The sequence below is a fragment of the Alteromonas ulvae genome (assembly GCF_048987005.1).
Lineage (GTDB): Bacteria > Pseudomonadota > Gammaproteobacteria > Enterobacterales > Alteromonadaceae > Alteromonas.
Window position 1 is genome coordinate 2,470,418 of record NZ_CP185261.1, and the last position, 22,069, is coordinate 2,492,486.

General features: G+C 42.6%; 21 protein-coding genes, 1 other RNA gene and 1 pseudogene. 8 read left to right on the top strand and 15 right to left on the bottom strand.

Going from position 1 to position 22,069, the window contains the following annotated elements; genetic code table 11:
* The first annotated feature begins 187 nt into the window (after positions 1–187).
* Positions 188–2,152: a BCCT family transporter gene (locus tag ACOJR9_RS10795; RefSeq protein WP_420932994.1), complete on the top strand. Its 1,965-nt coding sequence runs from the start codon at positions 188–190 to the stop codon at positions 2,150–2,152.
* Between the two features lie 28 nt (positions 2,153–2,180).
* Positions 2,181–2,660 (top strand): MarR family winged helix-turn-helix transcriptional regulator, encoded by a 480-nt coding sequence (locus tag ACOJR9_RS10800; protein ID WP_420932995.1) that lies wholly within the window; start codon positions 2,181–2,183, stop codon positions 2,658–2,660.
* A 4-nt stretch (positions 2,661–2,664) separates the two neighbouring features.
* Here ACOJR9_RS10800 and ACOJR9_RS10805 read toward each other — a convergent pair whose 3' ends face one another.
* Both ACOJR9_RS10805 and ACOJR9_RS10810 read right to left on the bottom strand, forming a co-directional pair.
* Positions 2,665–3,009 carry an RnfH family protein gene (locus tag ACOJR9_RS10805; protein WP_420932996.1) on the bottom strand — a complete coding sequence of 115 codons (345 nt, stop codon included), beginning with the start codon at positions 3,007–3,009 and terminating at the stop codon, positions 2,665–2,667.
* Positions 3,006–3,437 (bottom strand): type II toxin-antitoxin system RatA family toxin, encoded by a 432-nt coding sequence (locus tag ACOJR9_RS10810; protein ID WP_420932997.1) that lies wholly within the window; start codon positions 3,435–3,437, stop codon positions 3,006–3,008. The genes ACOJR9_RS10805 and ACOJR9_RS10810 overlap by 4 nt, the downstream gene beginning before the upstream one ends.
* 194 nt (positions 3,438–3,631) lie before the next feature.
* Here ACOJR9_RS10810 and smpB point away from each other — a divergent pair, with 194 nt between their 5' ends.
* Positions 3,632–4,111, top strand: coding sequence for an SsrA-binding protein SmpB (gene smpB / locus ACOJR9_RS10815; RefSeq protein ID WP_420932998.1), 480 nt, complete (start codon positions 3,632–3,634; stop codon positions 4,109–4,111).
* Positions 4,112–4,191: 80 nt separating this feature from the next.
* On the opposite strand, the gene ACOJR9_RS10820 is transcribed toward smpB, so the two are convergent.
* Complete coding sequence (locus tag ACOJR9_RS10820; protein WP_420932999.1) at positions 4,192–5,430, bottom strand: NADH:flavin oxidoreductase/NADH oxidase family protein; 1,239 nt, start codon at positions 5,428–5,430, stop codon at positions 4,192–4,194.
* A 129-nt stretch (positions 5,431–5,559) separates the two neighbouring features.
* Between ACOJR9_RS10820 and ssrA the strand changes: the two genes are divergently transcribed.
* Positions 5,560–5,916: a transfer-messenger RNA gene (ssrA, locus tag ACOJR9_RS10825) on the top strand.
* 123 nt (positions 5,917–6,039) lie between these two features.
* Positions 6,040–6,759, top strand: coding sequence for an integrase arm-type DNA-binding domain-containing protein (locus ACOJR9_RS10830; protein WP_420933000.1), 720 nt, complete (start codon positions 6,040–6,042; stop codon positions 6,757–6,759).
* Positions 6,760–6,815: 56 nt separating this feature from the next.
* Here ACOJR9_RS10830 and istB (ACOJR9_RS10835) read toward each other — a convergent pair whose 3' ends face one another.
* Both istB (ACOJR9_RS10835) and istA (ACOJR9_RS10840) read right to left on the bottom strand, forming a co-directional pair.
* Complete coding sequence (gene istB, locus ACOJR9_RS10835) at positions 6,816–7,565, bottom strand: IS21-like element helper ATPase IstB (protein WP_420933001.1); 750 nt, start codon at positions 7,563–7,565, stop codon at positions 6,816–6,818.
* A complete protein-coding gene (istA, locus tag ACOJR9_RS10840; protein WP_420933002.1) occupies positions 7,558–9,051 on the bottom strand; it encodes an IS21 family transposase in 1,494 nt (497 codons plus the stop codon). Before istA (ACOJR9_RS10840) ends, istB (ACOJR9_RS10835) begins: the two co-directional genes overlap by 8 nt.
* A 91-nt stretch (positions 9,052–9,142) precedes the next feature.
* On the opposite strand from istA (ACOJR9_RS10840), the pseudogene ACOJR9_RS10845 reads away from it, so the two are divergent.
* Positions 9,143–9,724, top strand: a pseudogene (locus tag ACOJR9_RS10845) (tyrosine-type recombinase/integrase); the annotation flags it as partial.
* Positions 9,725–9,964: 240 nt separating this feature from the next.
* Here ACOJR9_RS10845 and ACOJR9_RS10850 read toward each other — a convergent pair.
* The 8 genes from ACOJR9_RS10850 to ACOJR9_RS10885 form a co-directional block, all read right to left on the bottom strand.
* Positions 9,965–10,972 carry a DUF4917 family protein gene (locus tag ACOJR9_RS10850; RefSeq protein WP_420933003.1) on the bottom strand — a complete coding sequence of 336 codons (1,008 nt, stop codon included), beginning with the start codon at positions 10,970–10,972 and terminating at the stop codon, positions 9,965–9,967.
* A gap of 101 nt (positions 10,973–11,073) precedes the next feature.
* A complete protein-coding gene (locus tag ACOJR9_RS10855; protein WP_420933004.1) occupies positions 11,074–11,910 on the bottom strand; it encodes a TIR domain-containing protein in 837 nt (278 codons plus the stop codon).
* 20 nt (positions 11,911–11,930) lie between these two features.
* Positions 11,931–12,620, bottom strand: coding sequence for a hypothetical protein (locus ACOJR9_RS10860; RefSeq protein WP_420933005.1), 690 nt, complete (start codon positions 12,618–12,620; stop codon positions 11,931–11,933).
* A 127-nt stretch (positions 12,621–12,747) separates the two neighbouring features.
* A complete protein-coding gene (locus ACOJR9_RS10865) occupies positions 12,748–13,413 on the bottom strand; it encodes a hypothetical protein (RefSeq protein WP_420933006.1) in 666 nt (221 codons plus the stop codon).
* A 182-nt stretch (positions 13,414–13,595) separates the two neighbouring features.
* Positions 13,596–14,162 (bottom strand): recombinase family protein, encoded by a 567-nt coding sequence (locus ACOJR9_RS10870; RefSeq protein WP_420933007.1) that lies wholly within the window; start codon positions 14,160–14,162, stop codon positions 13,596–13,598.
* 163 nt (positions 14,163–14,325) lie between these two features.
* A complete protein-coding gene (locus ACOJR9_RS10875; protein WP_420933008.1) occupies positions 14,326–15,426 on the bottom strand; it encodes a tyrosine-type recombinase/integrase in 1,101 nt (366 codons plus the stop codon).
* Positions 15,416–15,904 (bottom strand): helix-turn-helix domain-containing protein, encoded by a 489-nt coding sequence (locus tag ACOJR9_RS10880; RefSeq protein WP_173358728.1) that lies wholly within the window; start codon positions 15,902–15,904, stop codon positions 15,416–15,418. The genes ACOJR9_RS10875 and ACOJR9_RS10880 overlap by 11 nt, the downstream gene beginning before the upstream one ends.
* Positions 15,897–16,097, bottom strand: a complete 201-nt coding sequence (locus ACOJR9_RS10885; protein WP_071959137.1) for a helix-turn-helix transcriptional regulator — start codon at positions 16,095–16,097, stop codon at positions 15,897–15,899. Before ACOJR9_RS10885 ends, ACOJR9_RS10880 begins: the two co-directional genes overlap by 8 nt.
* 243 nt (positions 16,098–16,340) lie before the next feature.
* Here ACOJR9_RS10885 and ACOJR9_RS10890 point away from each other — a divergent pair, with 243 nt between their 5' ends.
* Entirely contained in the window at positions 16,341–17,657 is a 1,317-nt protein-coding gene (locus tag ACOJR9_RS10890; protein ID WP_420933009.1) for an FRG domain-containing protein, read from the top strand.
* Positions 17,658–17,914: 257 nt separating this feature from the next.
* Here ACOJR9_RS10890 and istB (ACOJR9_RS10895) read toward each other — a convergent pair whose 3' ends face one another.
* Positions 17,915–18,661, bottom strand: a complete 747-nt coding sequence (gene istB / locus ACOJR9_RS10895) for an IS21-like element helper ATPase IstB (RefSeq protein WP_420933010.1) — start codon at positions 18,659–18,661, stop codon at positions 17,915–17,917.
* An 8-nt stretch (positions 18,662–18,669) separates the two neighbouring features.
* Positions 18,670–20,208, bottom strand: a complete 1,539-nt coding sequence (gene istA / locus ACOJR9_RS10900; RefSeq protein WP_420933011.1) for an IS21 family transposase — start codon at positions 20,206–20,208, stop codon at positions 18,670–18,672.
* Between the two features lie 302 nt (positions 20,209–20,510).
* Between istA (ACOJR9_RS10900) and ACOJR9_RS10905 the strand changes: the two genes are divergently transcribed.
* Positions 20,511–22,042, top strand: a protein-coding gene (locus ACOJR9_RS10905; protein WP_420933012.1) for an IS3 family transposase whose coding sequence is annotated in 2 segments (ribosomal slippage) — positions 20,511–20,973 and positions 20,973–22,042 — 1,533 coding nt in all. Because the reading frame shifts where the segments join, the coding sequence is not laid out codon by codon here.
* Positions 22,043–22,069 lie beyond the last annotated feature (27 nt).

Here is a 22,069-nt window from a genome sequence, read left to right on the forward strand (position 1 = left end):
ATAAATTAATGACGAATAAAAAGCGTAATTTTGCGTATTAACTAAAACTAATTTTACAAAAAATAAGTCACCACCTTAAAGTTAGCATCAAAGCTAATTATTTAAACACATGTTTATAAAAACCTTATTTTGGGGTATATTTGAGGGAAATTGTTGTAATTAAATACAAGTGGAAGGATTTTTCTGCGTGATAGAAGATGAAAACAAGTCTCCCTTAAACAAACCGGTGTTTTACACATCATCCGCAATCATAATACTACTCATGTGCTTCGCGGCCTTGATGCCGACTGTGGCTGATTCATTATTTAAAACAGTGCAAAGCGCTATCGTGGCAAACGGTAGTTGGTTTTATGTGCTTGCGGTTGCGTTTGTGGTGCTATTCGTTGTGTACCTCGGCATGTCACGTTACGGCGAAATAAAACTTGGTCCCGACCACGCCACCCCTGAATTCAGCTTTCCTACATGGTTAAGTATGTTGTTTGCTGCTGGAATGGGCATTGGGTTAATGTTCTTCGGCGTTTCTGAACCACTAATGCACTTCTTGGCTCCACCAACAGCTGAAGCGGGTTCAATAGATGCTGTAAGAGAAGCAATGAAAACTACCTTTTTTCATTGGGGCGTTCATGCGTGGGCTATATACGCCATAGTTGCGCTCATATTAGGGTACTTTTCATACCGACAAAACCTTCCACTAACGCTTCGCTCTGCGCTTTACCCGCTTATTGGTGAAAAAATATATGGGTGGCCTGGGCACGTTGTGGATATCTTTGCGGTAACCTCCACGGTGTTTGGTATTGCGACCTCACTCGGACTGGGCGCTTCTCAGGTTAATGCTGGTTTTAACTACTTATTCGGATTGCCATCTGGCACTGGCGTTCAAATTATCATCATGGCTTGTGTAGTTGGTCTTGCCGTCATATCGGTAACCACAGGTTTGGATAAAGGGATAAGAAGACTGTCAGAAACGAACATGGTTCTGGCCATAGTGCTTTTGCTCATCGTTTTAATCTTGGGGCCAACTGTCTTTTTACTGCAGGCTTTTATGCAGAACACTGGCGCTTATCTTGCAGATATCGTGAGAAATACCTTTAACTTATTCGCGTACGACAAAACAGACTGGATTGGTGGATGGACAATTTTCTACTGGGGATGGTGGCTTGCATGGGCACCTTTTGTCGGTCTGTTCATTGCGCGTATATCGTATGGCAGAACTATCAGAGAATTCATACTTGGCGTGCTGCTTATACCATCAGTTTTCACACTGTTTTGGATGACGGTTTTCGGAAATAGCGCAATTGACCAAGTACTCGTGCAAGGCCAAGATGTGCTCGCCAATATGGTGAACGAAGATACAGCAATCGCACTTTTTGTTTTTCTAGAGCAGTTCCCGTTTTCAGGTGTTCTGAATTTTATCGCCGTATTAATGGTAATCGTATTTTTCGTTACCTCCTGTGACTCTGGCGCCATGGTTGTCGATATGTTGTGTTCACACGGACGAAACGACACACCAGTATGGCAACGAATTTATTGGGCAGTTGGCGTGGGTGTGGTGAGCGCTGTACTGCTTTATGCAGGAGGTCTTGGAGCATTACAAACAATGACTATCGCCGCAGCCCTGCCATTTGCAATTGTGTTGCTTATTGCGATGTTTGGCTTACTTAAAGCACTTCGCGTAGAAGGTTACAAACGAGAGAGCTTACAAGTGCTTGCGGGTGCACCCCAGCACAACGATGGTGACAAAAATTGGAAAGGTCGTCTCGAAAACATTGTATCCTTCCCAGATGAAGACGCTGTGCTTCGCTTTATGAGAAAAGTAGCGCTGCCGGCGATGAATGAAGTAGGTAAAGAGTTCGAGGAACAGAACTTCGAAGTGAAAGTTGTAGAAACTGATGAAGCCTTTATCCTAACCGTTAGTATGGGTACAGATCCAGACTTTATCTATGCCGTGTACCCTACTTCAACTGATCAACCCGAATTCGCACCAACAGAGCAAATGGACGAGGGGTTACAAAAGACGTATTATCGCGCAGAGGTTCACTTGAGTGAAGGCGGTCAAAACTATGACATTATGGGTTGGTCGAAGCTCTCGGTCATTAATGATGTGATAGATCATTATCACAAGCACCAGCACTTTATTCATTTGCTTAAGTAACACACGTTACCCATTTGTTGGAAAAAATATGCGAAAAGAAGAAGAATTGCTCGTTGCCCTGCGGCGCGTCATCCGTGCTGTAGATTTGCGCAGCAAACAGCTGAGTAAGCACGTGGGCCTAACCGGCCCACAATTACTCGTTATGCAAAATATAGAAGTGCAGCCAGGTATTATGGTTCGCGAAATTGCAGAGAACATTAATTTGAGTCCTGCAACCATTACTAATATTTTGGACCGGCTTGAGTCTCGCGACCTAGCCACACGGATTAGAAGCACCAAAGACAAAAGAAAGGTAGGTGTGTTTCTTACTGACCGCGGTAAAGTGGCGGTTAAGGACGCACCTCGTCCTTTGCAGGAGCATTTCGTTGAGCGTTTCTCTCAACTTAAGGAATGGGAGCAAAGTCAGATGGTAGCAACAATGCAGCGCATAGCCACCATGATGGATGCTGAAAATATTGATGCTTCTCCATTTTTGGAATTGGGAAGCATATCTGACAAAACATTGTAACGACTTACTTCGCTTTGAGAGGGTTTACCTTGCCGCCAGTCACTCTATCGGCTCTACCCTCTTCTTTCGCTTTCTCGGCTCGACGTTTTCTTATTTCTTTTGGATCGGCAATTAGCGCACGATAAATTTCTATTCTATCGCCCTCAGTGAGTGTGTCTTTTAGCCTAACTACACGACTCCATACACCCACTTTGGTTTTTGATAAATCAATATCGGGGTACTCCTGAAGAAGGTTTGAAGCCCGTATGGCGTCTTCCACAGTCGCACTTTTATCGATGGCAATGCTAACTAAAGACTGCTTAGTAGGGAGCGCGTAGGCTACCTCGACATTAATTAGTTCTCTACTCATGCGTATACACTCTTTGCTCTTTCAGTAAACGCGGTCACCATGCTTGACGCCAAATTATTAAACACCTTTCCAAATGCCATTTCCGCAAGCTTATTGGCAAACTCAAAGTGCAAGTTAAGTTCTATTTTACACGCTTCATCAGATAGCGCTGAAAACGTCCAACCGCCGGATAGAGACCGAAAAGGACCATCGACCAGCTGCATTTCAATTCGCTCAGCTGGATACAATACGTTTTCGGTGGTAAACCACTGTTTAATCCCGGCTTTTGAGACTAATAACGATGCGCTCATCGCTTGTTCTGTATTGTTCAAAATTTTACTGTCTGCACAACCCGGTAAAAACTGTGGATACGACTCAACGTCATTCACTAAGTTAAACATGGCCTCTGCACTATGAGCTACAAGTGCACTTCTATGAATACTTGGCATCTATTTCACTAATACAATTTCTAATCGCAAAATTATATCACAGTTATTTTTCATCTTTTTAGATCTGAAACCACAATTGTGCATGAATAATCTGTTATCGGTTGATACTTTTCAGCAAATATAAAACGATACACGCCTAAATTTGTAAGACACATTTAAAGACATTTATTCACACTATCAGTATAATAGCGTTTATGAAAAAGAATAAAGCAAACAAAAATACCACTGGAAACATCGCGCAGAACAAAAAGGCGCGTCATGATTATTTCTTAGAGGACAAGTTTGAGGCTGGTTTAGAGCTTCAAGGCTGGGAAATCAAGAGTATTCGGGCTGGTAAAGTTAATATTACCGATGCGTATATCATCATCCAAAACGCGGAAGCGTACCTTGTTGGGTGCAGAATAAGTCCGCTGACTCAGGCATCGACCCACGTTATAGCAGCTCCTGAAAGAGCACGTAAACTGTTGCTTAATAAACGAGAGATCGACCGCTTAATGGGGGCCCGTGATAGACAAGGCTATTCCATCGTAGCCACCTCTATGTATTGGAAGAAGTGTTGGGTTAAGTTGGAAATTCATCTGGCGAAGGGTAAACACGCTCACGACAAGCGGGATACGCTAAAAGACCAAGACTGGCAGCGTCAAAAAGAGAGATTAATGAAGCACAGCATGTAATGCTGTGCACTCTCCCTCGATAAACGTGCTGTATTGTTCGCTGTGAATCGCCCTGTAAGCCTACCTACTTGGTTTCGGTTTTACTGAGACATTCTAAAGGCTACATCCCGCTTGGTCATTCTTTTGCGGTGCAGTAAGTCTAAGATTAAGCTCCAGAGCGGAGAAGGACTTCGCAGTGTAGTTAGGTTGTTCCCAAGGCGACGAAGCTGTCTTCTTACAATGGCCATGTTCGCGAGGCTCGCCAAAGATTTATCTTTCCATGTGCAATGGGGGATTATGCCAGAATATGACCATTCCTGTTGCCACTTTTTAGCCAAATTAGGCGTAATAGCAAGTGCACTTGCTAGACCAACAAGCTCACAGCCCTCTTGCACTACTCGCTCAGCTATTTCTGCACGTTTGATCCCGCCAGTTGTCATTAACGGTATATCAGTCTTACTCTCTAACGCGTGCGCAAATTCTAAGAAGTAAGCCTCTCTGGCAAGTGTTGTATTGTCTTTGGTCTGTCCCTGCATAGCGGGTGCCTCATAGCTCCCCCCAGAAAGTTCAACAACATCGACCCCCAGTGCCTCTAATCGATTTACCACTTCACAGGCATCGTCAAAAGAAAACCCATTTTTTTGAAAATCAGCTGAATTCAACTTCACCATAACAATGAAATCTTTGGCACAAACCGCTCGTATTTGACTGACAATATTAATAAGTAGCCGTGCTCTATTAATAATAGAACCGCCCCACTCGTCTTGACGCTGATTGGTTAGTGGTGACAAAAACTGGGTGAGCAAATAACCATGAGCAGCGTGAACCTCGACACCATCGAACCCAGCTTTTTCAGCTTGTTTCGCAGTATGAACAAAGCGTTGACATACATCGTGAATGTCTTGGCAGGTCATTTCTCGAGGCACGGCAAACAATTTTGAGTGCTTACCCATATCTAGCGGCACCGCAGAAGGCGCTATCGCTTTACCCTGCATGGCTTTAAATACTTGACGACCAGGATGATTTATTTGCATTACGGCAAGCGCGCCGTTGGACTTTATAATTTTTGCCCATTTTTGAAAGGCTGCAATATCTGTGTCTTTTTCTAGCACCACGCCACCAGGGCCTGTCATGGCCTCTTTGTCTACCATTACATTTCCGGTAATGACCATACCTAGATCACCATGAGCCCAATAACGATAGAGGGAAAAAAGGGATTCGCCAGGAACACACCCCTTACTTGACATATTTTCTTCCATTGCCGCTTTAACTAGGCGATTCCTAACCGTGATACCGCAAGGCAATGTGTAAGGTGAATATAGAATAGAGTTTGAAGACATGCACAACACAGCTAGATTTGAATGATTCACATTTTAAAGGTAATTGATTATAAATGCATCTTTTGAAAGCAATTTATAAAAGAAACGTTTAACGTACACCGAGTTATGTTATACTCTGCATTCACACTCGGGGCTGATTAGGATTCGACAGGATCTAGGAAGCCGGAGGTGCATGCAGAGGTGCGGCTGGCCTCTTAAAAAAGCCGCATTAAATAGTCGCAAACGACGAAAACTACGCACTAGCCGCTTAATAACCGGTATAGGCCCTTCCACCACAGCTTAGTTTGCTAGCGTGGGTTTGGAAGGTCATATAAGCAAACTAGCGAGGGAAACTTTCCTAAGGTTGAACCGCGAAATAGTATTAGGACAGCTACCAGGAACCCTGTTTGTCGGGGTCTAAAGTAGTTAAAGAAAAGACAAACTAAGCATGTAGTACCAAAGGTAGACATTTTCTGGACGCGGGTTCAAATCCCGCCAGCTCCACCAATTCAATAAATTAAGACGTCCTATGACGTCTTTTTTTATGTCTTCAACAACGTAAAATCAATAACTTAGCGTATTATAACGTTCATTAGCTTCCCCTAGCTTCTTTGATCTTTAGGTACACCATTGGGTACACTACGCAAACTAGATGAAATTGGTGTACCCATTATGGCAAAAGTTACTACACGGCTATCTGATAAAGAAATCAAATCTGCAAAGCCAAGCGAAAAAGAATATAACCTGTTTGATGGTGATGGCCTTCGACTTCGTATTAAGACAAATGGTTCTAAGAATTGGATATTTAATTATTACAGGCCTACTAGCCGCAAAAGAGCTAACCTCAGTCTAGGTAAGTACCCTGACCTGTCACTAGCGAATGCTCGTAAAACGACGCTTGAAGCAAACGAGTTACTTGCCCAAGGCATTGACCCTCAAGAAGAGCGAAAACGTCAGCAGCAGGAATATAAGTCTGTCCACCAGCATACTTTCAACAACGTGGCTAAAGAATGGTTTGAAATTAAAAAGGACGATATTACACCTGACTACGCCGTTGATATCTGGCGTTCTTTAGAGCTACACATATTCCCTTCTATAGCGAAAGTTCCGGTAAGTGCTATTACTGCCCCACAAATTATCGACTTACTTAAGCCTATTGAGGCGAAAGGAAGTTTGGAAACAGTTAAACGCTTATCACAGCGCCTAAATGAAATAATGAATTTCGCTACAAACTGTGGGTTTATTCAAGCTAACCCACTTGTAGGAATTAAAGCTGCGTTTAAAAAGCCGAAAAAAGAAAATATGGCTGCATTAAAGCCAGCAGAATTACCAGAGCTTATGGGAGTATAGAACGTCAACTGTCTTGACCGGTCCGGCGTCAATTATCTTGACCGGTTGTCGCTGAGTTATTCTTCCTGTTTTATTGCTGTTTTTCTTCGATAGCTTTCTCCCTGTAATTGAATGATATGTGAGTGATGAACGAGCCGGTCTATAGCTGCAACTGTCATGGTGGTATCGGTGAACAATGCATCCCAGTCTTCGAACGATTGATTGGATGTAATGATAAGGCTGAACCTCTCATAACGGTGCGCAATGAGTTCGAACAGCACACTGGTTTCTTGTTCTGTCTTTCTGATATAGCCGATGTCGTCTACGATTAGCACTTGGTATTTATCCAGTTTATTCAGCGCATCCTGGAGTTTTAGTTGCTGTTTTGCGTCTTGTAGGTGTTGCACCAAGGCGGTGGCCGGATAGAACTTTACGCGGGTTCCGGCTTCTATCAGGCTGTAACCTAATGCGCTGGCGAGGTGGGTTTTGCCTACACCGCTAGCACCGAACAGTAGCAGGTTTGTGGCTTGTTTAACCCATTCGTGGTTATCAGCCAGGTCATGCAGGCGCGCTTTACTAATGCCTTCTATAGCATTGAAGTCGAAGCCGCCAGCATGTTTGCCTGAGGGCAAGTTCGACTCTTTTAGATAACGTAATTGTCGCTTGTCTGTCCGACTTGCCAGCTCCATGTGGCACAACTCACTCAAGTAGTGTTCTGGTCGCCATTGTTCGTGCAGTGCTTTTTCAGCAAGGCTCTCCCAGTGGTTTCTGAACTCACTTAAGCGCAAGCTTTTTAGCATCAATGGCAGTGAAGCTGTATTAGTCATGTCGACCTCCTTGCAACAGTAGGCCATACTGTTTTAACGAATGCTGCCCCACTTGGAGTTGGGGTATATCACGTGTTTGTTGCTGGAAGCGCTCTTGGCAGTCAAACAGGCTGGGCAGTCTCCCCGTATTCAGTTGCTGCATGATAAAGCGCCCCAGCCGTATTTCGTTATCTTCTTTGCTGGCAAGGTGAAGCACTCTGACGATATAACGACAGGCATCATCTGCTTTCATATTGCCGTTAACATATTGCCAGATGCATCGGTAATCCTCGTTAGGTAATAGCTCGTCGCGCCACTGTGAACACCGGAAGGCTTGTGGCTTTTTAACCAGAGCATCTATGACGTGTTTGTAATTGACGCTGCGTTTACGCGAACTGCCTTGCGCATAAACGCGCTCTAGGGTGTAAGTCAGTTCATGACCGAGATATAAGGCTAACCTGTTATCATACACTTGTACCCGCAAGCGACTGCCTATCAGGCGGGAAGGCACTGTGTAGGTCACGCGTTTAACATTGATAGTGCTGGTGCGCGAGACGCGCACATATTCTATTGAGTAATTGACGCTACCTACAGGCGGCAATGGCTGTAATTGTCGCTGCTCTTTGATAAAGGCGGTGTTGATACGCTTGTTACGCCGCCCAACTAACTGCTGAATAAAGCCTTCATAGTCATCGCGACAGTTAAAATCGAACGAGCCGCGTATACGCAGCGCTTGTTCTAACTGCGCTTTGATATGTCGATTGCTAGACTCGATAACACCATTTTCATGAGCTACACCGGTATTATTACGTGTGGCCGTAAAGCCGTAATGCGCCATCAACGACTTATAGCGTTCGGTAAATGCCTCGGCATTGTCATGGTTTCGGTACGCCGCACTTAAGCTGTCAGTACGGACTTCTTTGGGCACGCCACCACTTTCTCTAAACGCTTTCTGAAGGCTATCGGAGAATGCAGCAAAGCTCTCACCGCCATAAACTACTTGGCAATACTGCCAGCCGCTGGCCGCTAGGCGATAGTTAAACAGCATGTGCTTACACGGCTCTCGTCCTATGGTGATAGGAGATTTGACGTGGGTAAAGTCACATATTCCCAGTAGTCCTGATTCGTGATGCTGCAAGAACATCACATCTTTAGCGCCACCGTGTAATTGTCGCCACTTCTTAATTCTGCGCTCAAGCGTACGTCGTGCTGTAGTTGGGAAGTCGTCACTATGTGATTCACATAGATGATCAAATACGCCTACCGGCGTAATCAATTCATCTTGTTGTAAGATGGGAACAACGACACTCTCCCACACCGCTTCAAGAGGATCGGGTCTGGTACGCCATTGGCGTTTTGCTTGATTAGGTTGGTGACGACCATTCTCGATTCGTCTGGCGGAGCTAACAGAGATATCCGCTTTACTGGCGGCCACTTCCTGCGTGAAATCCTTTCTGAACTTCATATATAACCTGACTTGTTTTTCTGTGATGTGATTTCCCGACACGCCATTCTCCTCGAATTATCGTGTCGAACCTTAACAGAACAACCGGTCAAGATAGTTGTCGCTCAACCGTTCAAGTTAATTGTCGCTTTATATGGGAGCTATCGCAAATGCTAGTATTAAGCGAACCACACGCTGTCTAATTGAGTGGCAACTCCACACAATGACAAGGCCGAGCGAAGCATCTGGTGCTATGTGGAAAGAGATTGATATGGAAAGTAAGGTTTGGACAATTCCGTCGGAGCGTATGAAAAAACGCAGAGATCAGCGTATTCCACTTACTGACCAAATGTTGGCTATTCTCGAAGTAATGAATCCAATCAGCGGTCATCGAGACTTCATATTCCCATCTGACCGTGACCCGAAGAAGCCATGTAACAGCCAAACTGCAAATATGGCGCTCAAGCGTATGGGCTTTGCTGGTCGTTTAGTTAGCCACGGTTTACGGTCATTAGCGAGTACTACACTAAATGAACAAGGTTTTGACCGTGACCTTATTGAAGCAGCACTTGCGCACGTAGATGATAACCAAGTACGGAGTGCTTATAACAGAACTGATTATTTAGAACGACGCCGCCCTATGATGAATTGGTGGAGTGAGCATATCCAAGAAGCTGCCACTGGCTGTTTTTCAGTTACTAGTGTTAAGCAGTTAAAAATTGTAAATACGCAATGAAGCAAGAAATCATTAAGATTTAATTCTGTAAACTAAATTTCATAGGCTCTATCCGTTTTGAAACTTAGCTTCAACTTGGCTGTTAGAAATTCATTAAAATAATCTTCAATAAAATGTGGGGTACATACAAAAGCATCTTTTAACTAAAGACTTTCCTTCCTAGAGGATATGTAGCAAAAAGTTCACTCTAATTGCCTTTTCTCTTGCTTAGGCAGCTTTGCTTCGAGCTAGACTCTGTTGTTATGGGACCGGTACATTGAGTTCTGCTGCCCCCAATGGGTGAGTTTCAGAGTTAAAGAAATATAGTTCTTTTTCACCTAAATCTTCGCTTAATCTAGCTTTGAAGGTCACTATATTTTCTTCACCTAGATAAGGCCAGACCCCTATTGCAATTCGTGTTACGTCACTATCTTTAATAATATCAATGATATGTTGATCGTACTCATTGTGAAGTGAATGCCCAAGCACTACTAATCCTCCGCTTATTTTCCCTAACTTTTCATAACAAAATCGTAAATAGTCGTTTCTTTTTATGCGCGAAAGTTTCCACTCCGAGCTACCTTCTGAAATAAATAAGGGAAACTGTTCAGGATGAGAGAGGTCAAACAAATCTGACAATCTATTAAGGCCATTAGCTGTGAGCTTTTTAGTTTTACCGTCCGACAACTCTACTAGATGAATTGCACCATGAAGATAATGGATCTTTGTTCTGTCTGCAGGTACATCAGTATCTGTTATGTCAAAGCTACTCCCATTACCCCAAAAGTAATCTTTAAACCTCCATGTATCCGAATCCATAATTGACCAATACGGAATCAAATCATAATTTGTAGAAAAAACGTTTTTGTAGTGTCTTAGTTCTTTGTTTATTTCTGAAGCATTTATACTATTGGGTGGAATATGCGCATAACTGACCGCCGAGGCTAGCGCATTTTTGGTATTGACATAAAGAGCATCTATACCAGTTTCTTGTGGCTTCCCTAGCTGTTCGTCGACAATCTTTGCGTGATACAGAATTCTCAAAACCTCTTCAAAATTACTACTACGCAAGTGGTCAAAAAGAGCTACTTCTCTAGCTGATAAGGGTGTGCCGACAATATCGCTTTTAGCAAGTTCGTAAAGTGTGCCGTAGCCAAATTTATTCCATATATTTATGCTAAATCCGTTTCCTATTAATAGGCTCTTCCAGTCTTGAGATGATAATTCATCCCATTCAACCAAGTTCTCGTCAATCTTAAGGTTCGGCATTAAAGCTTTCCACAATGAGTACTATAAATAATGTATTTATTTATTTATGAATGAAATGAAAATAGAAAGAAGAACATGCCAAGAGCATTCGTTCGATAGCATTAAAATGGCCCATCGCTATCAAAATCAAAATCTACTTCTGGTAGAGACTCTTTAGGTTGCAGAACTTCTTCGTTCTGTAACAGAATATCAACTCCCATTTCAGTAATCGAATAAGCATAATAGTCGTACCCTTCGTGCTGGTCTGTTTCTACGACTTTGCTCACATAACCCATTCTTTCAAGTTTTATTAAAGATATTTGCAATAAGGCTTCGCTCATACCTCGAAAATCATTAGCTATCTTGTAGAAAGGCAGACCGACAGGTTCTGTAGTATGGCTTTGTAGGCAAGCAGCCATAATTTCAAGGTCCTGAGCTTTTAGTTTATAGCTTGCAGGATTAGCAACTACATTTTTAAAACCAGAAATTCGCTCCTGGCTTATTAGACCTTGCCCCTCAACTTCTGACTTTATCAATGAGCATGCACGAGTAGTTGCTGATACTAAATCTCCGTCAGAGCGATTTGCATCATAATCAGAGAAGTTCATACCTAATAGATCTGTAGGTAAGTGCATGTCTACATCACGGGGTTTGAGTATGAATGAACGACATTTTCCAATTGCCCCCACGAACAATCCCATTTCAAATACCACATTATCTCTGACGACATGCTCACTTTTTTTCCTGAGTGTTACAATGTCATCTGGTGCAAAAATAAAAAGAGCAAAATCGACACAAGATGATTTCTCTAAAAGATCATCAATAACTGATGATGAAAGTTTAAATGTACCGCTTTTCCAAAGAGTTACTTCAAATTCATGATCTAAATTGACATTCACTGCTTCAGCGATAGCTAGACTCTCAACTGATGATGCTATAAATAACCTTGGTTTTCTCAATTGCTTCTCTCCATGCTGAATTAGGAAACTTTATCTTTAGAGTATTTAACATCACGCGTATACATTACGATCGGTCTAGAACCGAAGCGCCCTCTTCCATGTCCATAGGACATGGAAACAACCACTAAAATAGACATTACTGTGCTAGCGACTACGAACCAATTAACTTGATACTGCTCGCCCCACGACCGAATTAAATCTTGGTCGATAAGAAATTTGATACCTAATAGCAACCAAATGAAAACAAAGACTAAACTTACGATTTCATTAATTTTTGATACAGAATAAGTTTTGTTTGGATAGACCGTCTTGTATAAAGGTCCAGTAAACGCATCTTCAAGTAGGTCGACATGCACCTCCCAATGTCGCTGCCAAGTCTTACTACCAATGTTAGTAAAATGCCATGCCAATGATAATACAAAGCCAATACAAATTAGAAAGTAAACTTCAACATGGTTGAAAGCACTATTTTTTAAGTAACTTTCTGATGAAACCTGCGAAAAATATCCAATAAATGTACTAGCTATAAAGGCCCAGAAATACGTTGCACGTTTCCAGTACATTTCGATTTCAAAATTTCTAGTGGCCCATGCTTTCTCGAATGCCTTTTCAGCTTTTATAGGGCAAATGTTAACTAGCCGTTGCTTGTATTCATCTTCTGATATTTCAGAAAGACCAGACTCTTTAAACGAAACGATATAGCTCAACATAGTGATTGAGCCTCAAAATAACTAAACATAAAAACTCCATAAATGTCACATACCCCGTTGTTTCCGCTATGTAACTCTCTAATTTATCAAATAAAGTTAACAGTACCATTAAAAATATAACAACAATTCAGCCTTTAGTTTCCTTGTTACCGATGCTCATAGGTGAAGGTTTTTTATTACTCCTTAAGTCACCTACCCAATTACTGTTCAGAAGCTTTTCTTCGAGTTCTGGTTTCAAAATCAAGGCTAGACTCCTCATCAAGTCTATAAGTTCAGCCATTTCGTAATCGTTATGCTGAAACACTTGAAGCATATATTCGTGACTTAATTCATAAGCGTAACGAAAGTCCTTAAACCTATCGTTATTTAACTCCAAGACGTCTTTAACAGATTGATGTACATAGCCAGTATGTCCCATCATCTCCATAAGTTTTTTTTGCTGTGTATAATGAGGGCTAGACTGAACTTGGTTATTAAACTCGTGTTCAAGTTGAATCTTCCAGTCATCGGGTAACATCTCATACATACTTACCAAACCATGACCATACTTCGGTTTATGAAACTCCTTTGGAGAATGCCCATCTAATACCAAAAGCGTTTTGATTAAAAGTTCAAAAACAAATGAAGTTGTAACGTAGTAGGCAGGAGTGAAGTTGAGCCACGGTTCTAATCTATTTTCAGGAGACCAGGAGTTTAGAGTATATTTAATTGCGATTGATGCCTGATATATCTTTTCCGCGTGCGCAAAGATATCGTCTGCGGAGATATTGCTTTTGTGCTTTTTCATTTTCATAGAGCGTCCTTTCCATATAAAGTACGGTGGTGAAAACCGTCTGTTCCGTCAGCTACAGATTACACACACCAATAACCTAACTCAATTGTCGATTCAGAAATACATTCAAAAAATATTTTACATTGACTTCGAAGTTTATGTGCCTTTGAGGAACAGAACAAAACACAGAAAATTTTTGAGCCCTATTTGTTCCAATGCCTCTTCACAGTAGCTATACCTAACCCCAATAATTCTGCGGTTTTCGATTGAGACAGTCCTTCAGCTTTCCTCGCCTGTACTGAAAGCGTTGTCGCTTTTGCTACTGGTCGTCCTAACTTTCTTCCTTCTGCTTTCGCTCGTTCAAGCCCTTCCCTTGTCCTCTCTCTAATTCTATTACGCTCAAACTCAGCAAATGCTGAGAACATTTGAAGCATAAGCTTACCTTCTGCACTAGAAAGATCAGCGACTGGTAAATCTAGGCACACCACCTTTATTCCTTTGTCAGTGAGTAAATTAATTGTACTCTGCACATCAATGTTGTCTCGACCTAAACGGTCTAATTTTAGAACCACCAGCATATCCCCTTTTTCCATCTGGTGATTAATTAGCATCTTAAATTTTTCTCGCTTCATGGCTTCGACCGAACCTGAAACTGTTTCGCTAACTATCCGTGAATCGAAGATTTCATATCCTTTTTGACGGATGGCTATTAATTGGTTTTCTGTCGTTTGCTCTGTGGTAGAGACTCGACAATAAGCAAATATACGCATTATTCAGTAAACTTCCTTTTAGTATCATCTATTGGGGTATCATACAATTTTAGCATCATCATTAAAAGACCCTATTTTTATGATACCAATGAGGATATAAAAAAGCTGGTATCAAAATACGAATGTTTATTGATACCAGCTAAGACTGAGTTACTTAGGAGGTTTATAGATTTCCTTCTTTTTGCTGGAATTGAAGGAAAAGCTTAATTTGTTGCTCCATATCGGGGGAAACATTTTCTGCTGGCTTAGAAAGCTTCCGAAGCAGTTCAGCTTGTTTATAGTCAGGAACATCCCCATAGCTATAAAAACTTGTTAGTACACTCTCATGCCCTAGATTCTGACTCCACGCTTTAAACTCTTCTGGTGTCTGACAAAGCTTTTCGCCTAATCGCACCAAAGTATTTCGAAAACTGTGTGGATTGAAATAGGGTAACCCAGCCAGAGCGAATGCTTGCGCAAATATTTTACGAATCGGATTAGCATTGCTCCAATGCTCTTCAAGTAACCCTACAGCTTCAAATTGCTGATTAGCATCATGAGCCAGCTTTGTTTTTGGAAACAATGGCGAATTCTGTTTGTATCCTAATTCAGTCACTAGGTAATCAATCCAGTCAGCTAATATTTTATGTGGCAATTCTCCTACTGGAAAAAAGTAAGTAGTGAATGTCTTACTAAATTTAGTATTCACGTCTCTAGCATCTTGATAAAAGCTATGGTCAGCAAGGTCAATATGCTTAATTTTTGCAGAGGCAACTGCTCCGTCTCGCGCACCAGTCAGAATAACAAATGCTATTAAAGCTCTGTCTCGCATTTCAATTGAAGTCGAACAAGGCATTCCTTCTAGGGTTTTAACGATTTGTTCAATTCTCGCCACACTCCTTTTACGCTTTGCATTTCCAATCCGAGTGTCTTTTTCCGATAAATTGAAATATTCGATGTCACTATAGTTAACTTTTGCGCGATATCCTTTTTGAGTAGCTAAGTATTGGAAAAACGCTTTTAGGTGACGGGTCGCTGTAAGCACCGTTGCTTTACTCAGTTTTTCACCAGTTGCTAGAGACTTTTTGCTAAGAAGATTCTTTTTAAAAGCAATCGCATGCTTTGCCCTAAATTTCCTAAAGTCTATATACCCTGTGAAATCTTCAAAGCGATTTATAGATTTGAGAGCACCATCAATCGTCGAGTCATCTAAGCGCTTTGCTTCCTTCAAAAACTTTGTATATTCGTAGATAATTCGGGCATTATTTGTACTATTATTTTTCATCACTAGAAACCTCGCTGAAAGGACAATTTAAGAGCTTTTGTCCTCTTAGGACTATGTGTTTTTCTGCTATCGGTAATTTACCCTTCAGATCTTTCCAAATATCACTGACGTCGCGCCAAGAAACATACTTATTCATTCGAGTGTCACACTCTTCGCAAGCCCCAGTCATGTGAGCCATTCCTGCTGGTTTAGCGATAAAGAGCACTGAATCGAGTATGGGCTTCATTGATTGCTTGCAACGAAAACAACACATTTCATGAACCTCACATTCAAACATTGTTGCTTTGCGCTTCTGCTTTAAATAGACCTTCAAATCTGCCCCATTTATTAAGAGAGGACGATTGGCGTCAATGACTGGTAAGCCAACTCGTATCCAATTGCGCACTGTTTTAAAGTGAACGCCTAACGTTTCGCTGACATCAGCAACGGTATAGTTTCGATTGCTTTTGATACGGTTTGCTGTGAATCGTCTAGTCATGGCTACACACCTTTGATTCAGCAACACGAGCATCAAGCCAATGCGCTATATCGGTATGTAACCAACCTACAGCTCTCTCTCCTAAAGAAATGGAAAGCGGAAAGCTGCCTTTATTCATACGTAGATAGATAGTACTGCGCGATAGACCAGTCACCTCAATGACTTCTGGTAACCGCATGATCTTATGAGACATAGTAAGTCCTCTTGGTTTGTTATTGGATGACCAAGAGGTTACGATGAAAAGCTAAAGAGAAAGCTCATATGAGCCAAGCAAAAGCTCATATGAGTTTTTGAGTTATTGGGAAGCAGTTTCTATGTACTAGCTATCTTCATTCTTAATTGCTTACAATGCTTAACAATGAAAAAGCGAGAGAGCACGACAATCCTCTGCCTCACACTAAAACATTTTACAATCAACGAAGGAATTTTTTAGCTAATGTATAACTTGCTAGTTACCGCGGGAGAAGGCGATTGGGATAAAGGACATTATGAGTTCGACAAGAGTCGAATTTTAGAATACACAAATGAAAAAATTGCCCTTGCTCTAAAAGATTTAACTAGCTCCAATATCGATAAACTAAAAAGCTACCCAACTGTCTTTGCCTATGAGGGTGAGAATTCTGATTTTAAAATAGGTTCTATCCAATCTATCAAAGAGCGTGGCAGAAAAATTCTGATAGAGTTTGAGTTTAGGGAGGATATCCCTCCTATTCCATTTGAAAAAATCAAGCCAATAGCGCCACTACTGGATATCCGAAGTTGGGAAATGAACAGAACTCACTGGGCAGTTAAGGAAGAAAATCTCTTCGCTAGACTTCAAAAGATTGGAATAACAGTTAATGAGACGACGCTAAAAAAATTCAATCAGGGGCGTCCAACAGCAGACAAATCGAAAAGCCCTAAAATTACAACAGTACAAGGGTTTATCGGAAAAGTACTTTCTCTTGAAGAGAGAGACGGCAACGAGGTATTTTATAGAGGCCACTCTGATAAAATAAAGTACAAACTCGAACCATCTCTATTTCGCAGAGATAAAGATGGAAATTACTTGTATAAAGACAATGAGCACTTAATTTACCGAGAGTTGCTAGTTTCAAATTCAGCTGACTTTCAATCGGATGTTTATACGCTCGATAGTCTAGTACGAATGCAGCATTATTCACTTCCTACAAGATTGCTAGACATAACTTCTAACCCTCTAATCGCACTTTATTTCGCCTGCAAGTCTTCTATTAACAAGGAAGGCGAAGTTGTGGTCTTTTCAATGAACAGAAAAAATGTGAAGTATTTTGACTCGGATGTTGCAAGTTGTATTGCTAATCTGGCGCGGCTCCCCCAGACAGAAAAGGGCCAAATTGATTTCGATCGTGAAAGTTTCAATGAACAGCCAGCAATTAAGCGACTTCTTCATTTTATTAAGGAAGAAAAGCCATTTTTTGAGCCTTCTATAAAGCCAGAAGATTTAAGAAGAATCATATGCGTAAAAGGTAAACATAGCAATGATAGAATCTCGTCACAGTCTGGTGCATTTCTGCTCTTTGGATTGGATGCTGTTTTTGTTGAAGAAGGTACACCAGATATAAGCGTTTCGAGAATCACAGTTACAAACAAGAATTCAATACTTGAAGAGTTGGATTTGCTTAATATTAATGAGAGTACTGTTTTTCCATACATTGAAAATTCAGCAAAATATGTTGCTGAAAAATTCAAGTTTGATAAAGCTCGGTCATCGACGACTAAACATAATGACTGATTAAATAATATTTGATTAGTAAAATATGCGTAGTTACTAAATGGAGTTGTCTTACAGACAGAGGAACGCTAATCGTAACTCAGTATTCTCAGACCTCCTCCCCGTTTTATAAAGGAATGTAAATGATCAAAGTAGGATCAAAGGTTTGTCATATTGGGAGCTTAGAACATGGAGTTGGTGCGTATTTCGGTGAATCCGATCGGTCGTTTCGGTTTTATCCGATCACTTTTTCTTCTTCTTTTTCGTCCTTGCCAGTTTTACCTTAAGTGATCGGATTGGTCTAGTTTTCTCATCGATTCGCCAGCCAGTTCAATTCGATGACTATTGTGCAGTAAACGGTCGAGTAACGCATCTGCCACGGTGGGGTTACTGATGAGTTTGTACCATTCGGTAACTGGCAACTGACTAGCGATAATGGTGCTGGTGTTTTGATACCGTTCTTCCATCACGTCAAGTAAATCATTGGCCTGTCTTGCACTCAGCTTTTCCATTCCCCAGTCATCTAGGATGAGCAGCTTTTTCTTAGCGAGTTGTGCAAGCTGTTGTCGGTAACTTCCATCGGCGTGGCCGATATTCAGCTCATCTAGAAGCTGGCCGAGCCGGTAATATCGTACTGTATGATGCTGTTCACAGGCTTGTCTGGCTAATGCGCAAGCGAAGTACGTTTTACCGCACCCCGTTGCACCAGTAACGATAATGTTATGGGCGTGATGTAAGTATTGGCCGCTCAACAGTGTGGCGACTTTATCTTTGCGTAGACCGCGCTCTGCACGGTATTCCAATCGGCTGGCGTGAGCCTCTAAGCGCAAGGTTGCCTGACGCAGTAAACGCTTCACTTTGCTGCTTTGGCGACAGTGGATTTCGTGCTGTGCCAGTAATCCTAAGCGTTCTTCGAAGCTCATCTCGTCGTAGGTTGTCGCTTGGCTTTGTTGTTGCAGTAACGCTTGAGCGAAGTGTCCAAGCCGTAAGCTACGCAGTTGCTCTTGTAATTGAGATTGTGTCATGGGTTGTCCTATTGATAGTAATGTTGGCCGCGGATATTGTGGTGGGTTACAGGTTGCTCATCGTGTTCGACAGCGGTGCTCGGTACGCTTTCTTGGTGATGTTTGAGTAAGTTCATCACAACGCTTCTGTGAGGGCGTTCTAGCAGTAACGCCTTTTGACAAGCGGCTTCAAGCCGCGCGGCACCATGCTGATTAGTGAGATTTAGAATGGCTAGGCAGCTTTTAATCGCTTGCTCTGGATGTTGACGGCTATGGATGTGCCACTGCACCACACCGCGCGTACCTACACCAATATTCTCCGCCCAGTGCAATAAGCGTTCAGCGCTGAAGCGCTGTTTTACATGGCTATCGGGCATGTGTTCTTTTTGCGTTGAGAAGCCGCCGTCTTTTGCTGATTTAGCGTGCTGTGTCACCAGTTGATTTTGGTGATAGATGCTGACCACACTGCCACTTGCCTCGATGGTCACCGTGTTGCCTACTAAGGTGTGCGGTACAGAGTAAGCGTGTTTTTGGTACAACACATGGTAATCAGGCCCCACCTTCGCCCGTTTACTGTCGATATACTCATACGTGGTGCCAGGCAATGGCATTAACGCGGGTTTGTCGAGCAGTTCAAACTGCTCTCGGCGAGAGCCTGGATGTAAGCGCTGCGGCCGATTATTTAACTCTTCCATTAACACTTTGATACGTGCGTTAAGGCCCGCTAAGGTGTAAAAGCACTCCCGTCGCAATCGCATTAGTATCCAGCGTTCAACAATCAGTACCGCATTTTCTGCTTTGGCTTTATCCTTCGGTTTGTAAGGGCGTGCAGGCACAATGGCACAGCCGTAATGCCGCGCCATTTTGGCGTAGTTTTCATTCAGCGTGGGCGCGTAACGGTGGGCTTTGGTAACGGCTGATTTCAGGTTATCCGGCACAAGTAAACGGGGGACACCGCCAAGATAGCGGAACGTTCTCACATGCGCCATTATCCAATCTTCCTCACGCTGAGAGCGGCCCGCTTCAACATACGTGTAGTTGGTCGCGCCCAAGGTCGCAACAAAGATTTGTGCATGATAACGCACTTCACCTGTATCGGGATTAACGATAGGGACCGTCGGCCCGCAGTAGTCAATAAACAACTTATCGCCTGCGATGTGGTGCTGGCGCATACTACGCTTCTGCTTTTTAAGCCACCGCTGATAATGCTCGCAGAACTGCGTGTAACCATAAGCTGACGCACTATCTTCGGCGCAATACTCTTCCCACAGCAACAGCTTAGTCATGCCTTTGCGCTTCAACTCTTGCTGCATAAGCATAAAATCAGGCAGCCGTTTCTGGCGCTGAGCTGGGCCAGTGCTATATAACTGAGCTTCGAGTGTTTTATCGTTGAGCGCTTCGGGCAACGGCCACGATAAATCACTGGATTTAAAGCGTGAGAGTATTTCACTCACGGTTGAAGGGCCGAGACTCAAACATTGGCCGATGTCTCGATGGCTTAATCCTACTTCGAATTTGAGACGCAGGACGTCTTTAATCTTTCTCATATCGGTTCTCTTTCTCGCCATGGCAGCTCGTTCCTTCAATCAAGTAATGAAGTTGAGCTTACCAATTGATTTAGTGAGAAAAAGAAGAAGATTTCGGGATTCCGATCAGTGATTTCGGAAAAACGTCATTTTTGATCGGATAACACCGAAATAGGCGATCGGGTTAGACCGAAATCAGTGATCGGATTGAACCGAAATGAGTGATCGGAATGGGCCGGAACATGCAGTTGGAGAGGTAATAGAAGTTGATGGCCCCCTGTGTCAGGATAGTTGTCGCCTCAGTAATTATAATAATAGAACAGGGAGCGGTAAGTTAGTTATGAGTGAAGCATTATCCAGAAGACCATAAGAAAGCCGTCATTAGAAAGCTTGTTGAAAGTGGCTTATCATTACGCCAATTCGCAAAGCTAGAAAGTATCAACTTATCTACTTTGTATTCATGGCGAGATAAGTATTTAAAAGCAGGTTCTAGTTTGGCAGATAGCAATAGTTCAGATGGTTGGTCACCAGAGCAAAAGTTCTCAATTGTTTTAGAAACGGCTTCATTAAGCGAAATAGAGTTAAGTGAGTATTGCCGTGAAAAAGGGCTTTACCCTGAGCAAGTTAAAGAATGGAAGCAAAGCTGCATTGCAGGCAATCAAACTAAAGCCCTGCAACGCAAGCAATTAACCCAAGAGCGAAAGGAAGATCGTAAGCGAATTAAAGAGTTAGAAAGGGAGCTAAAGCGCAAAGATGCGGCGCTTGCTGAAACAGCAGCCTTATTGGTGCTGAGAAAAAAGTTAAATGCCTACTGGGGGGAAGACGAGGACAATTAACCTCACTCGCAGATAGGCAGTATTACGCATCTCTGATTGATGAAGCAGTCTCCTCCGGTGCAAGAAAAGAGAAAGCCTGTGAAGAAGTTGGTATGTCTGTACGCACATTACAACGCTGGCAGGAAAGTGGTGAAATCAGCGGTGATAAAAGGCCAGTAGCTGTTAGGCCAGCGCCGAGCAATAAGCTCACAGAGGAAGAGCAGCAAGCGATATTAGCGACCTGTAACCAAGACGAATACGCTAATTTAGGGCCAAGCCAGATAGTGCCAATGCTGGCAGATAACGGGCAATACCTAGCGTCTGAATCGAGCTTTTATCGTGTGTTGAAAGCCAATGACCAGCTAACCCATCGAGGAAAAGCAAAACCCAAAGGTAGCCGAGCTAAACCTAAGGGGTACACAGCAACAGCGCCAAACCAAGTGTGGACTTGGGATATCAGTTACTGTCCGTCAACGGTCATTGGTCGGTTCTTTTATCTCTACATGATAATCGACATCTTCAGCCGTAAGATTGTTGGTTGGGAAGTTCATGAAAGCGAGTCTGGTGAACATGCAGCTGAATTGCTTGAGCGTACTCTCTGGGCTGAAAAATGTGTAAAACAAAACGTGGTATTGCACTCAGATAACGGCAGCCCGATGAAGTGCCTGACGATGCAGGCCAAAATGATTGATATGGGCGTAATAGGCTCTCGTAGCCGCCCCGGTGTAAGTAATGACAACCCGTACTCAGAATCATTATTCCGCACGGTCAAATACAGTCACCGCTGGCCAAGCGAAGGTTTTGAAAGCCTTGAAGATGCAAGAGCTTGGGTGAAAGGCTTCGCGCAATGGTACAACAACGAGCACAGGCATAGTCGCATCAAGTTCGTGACACCAGCGCAACGCCATAATGGTGAAGATAAAGGAATATTGGCAAAGCGCCATGAGCTATATAGTAAAGCGAAAGAGCAGAACCCCAACCGTTGGTCAAAGGGTATCAGAAACTGGGATGAAATCGGTGATGTGGGGTTAAACCCAGAGAACAAAAAAGAAGCAGCTTAACAGCTTAGGCGACAACTACCTTGAAAA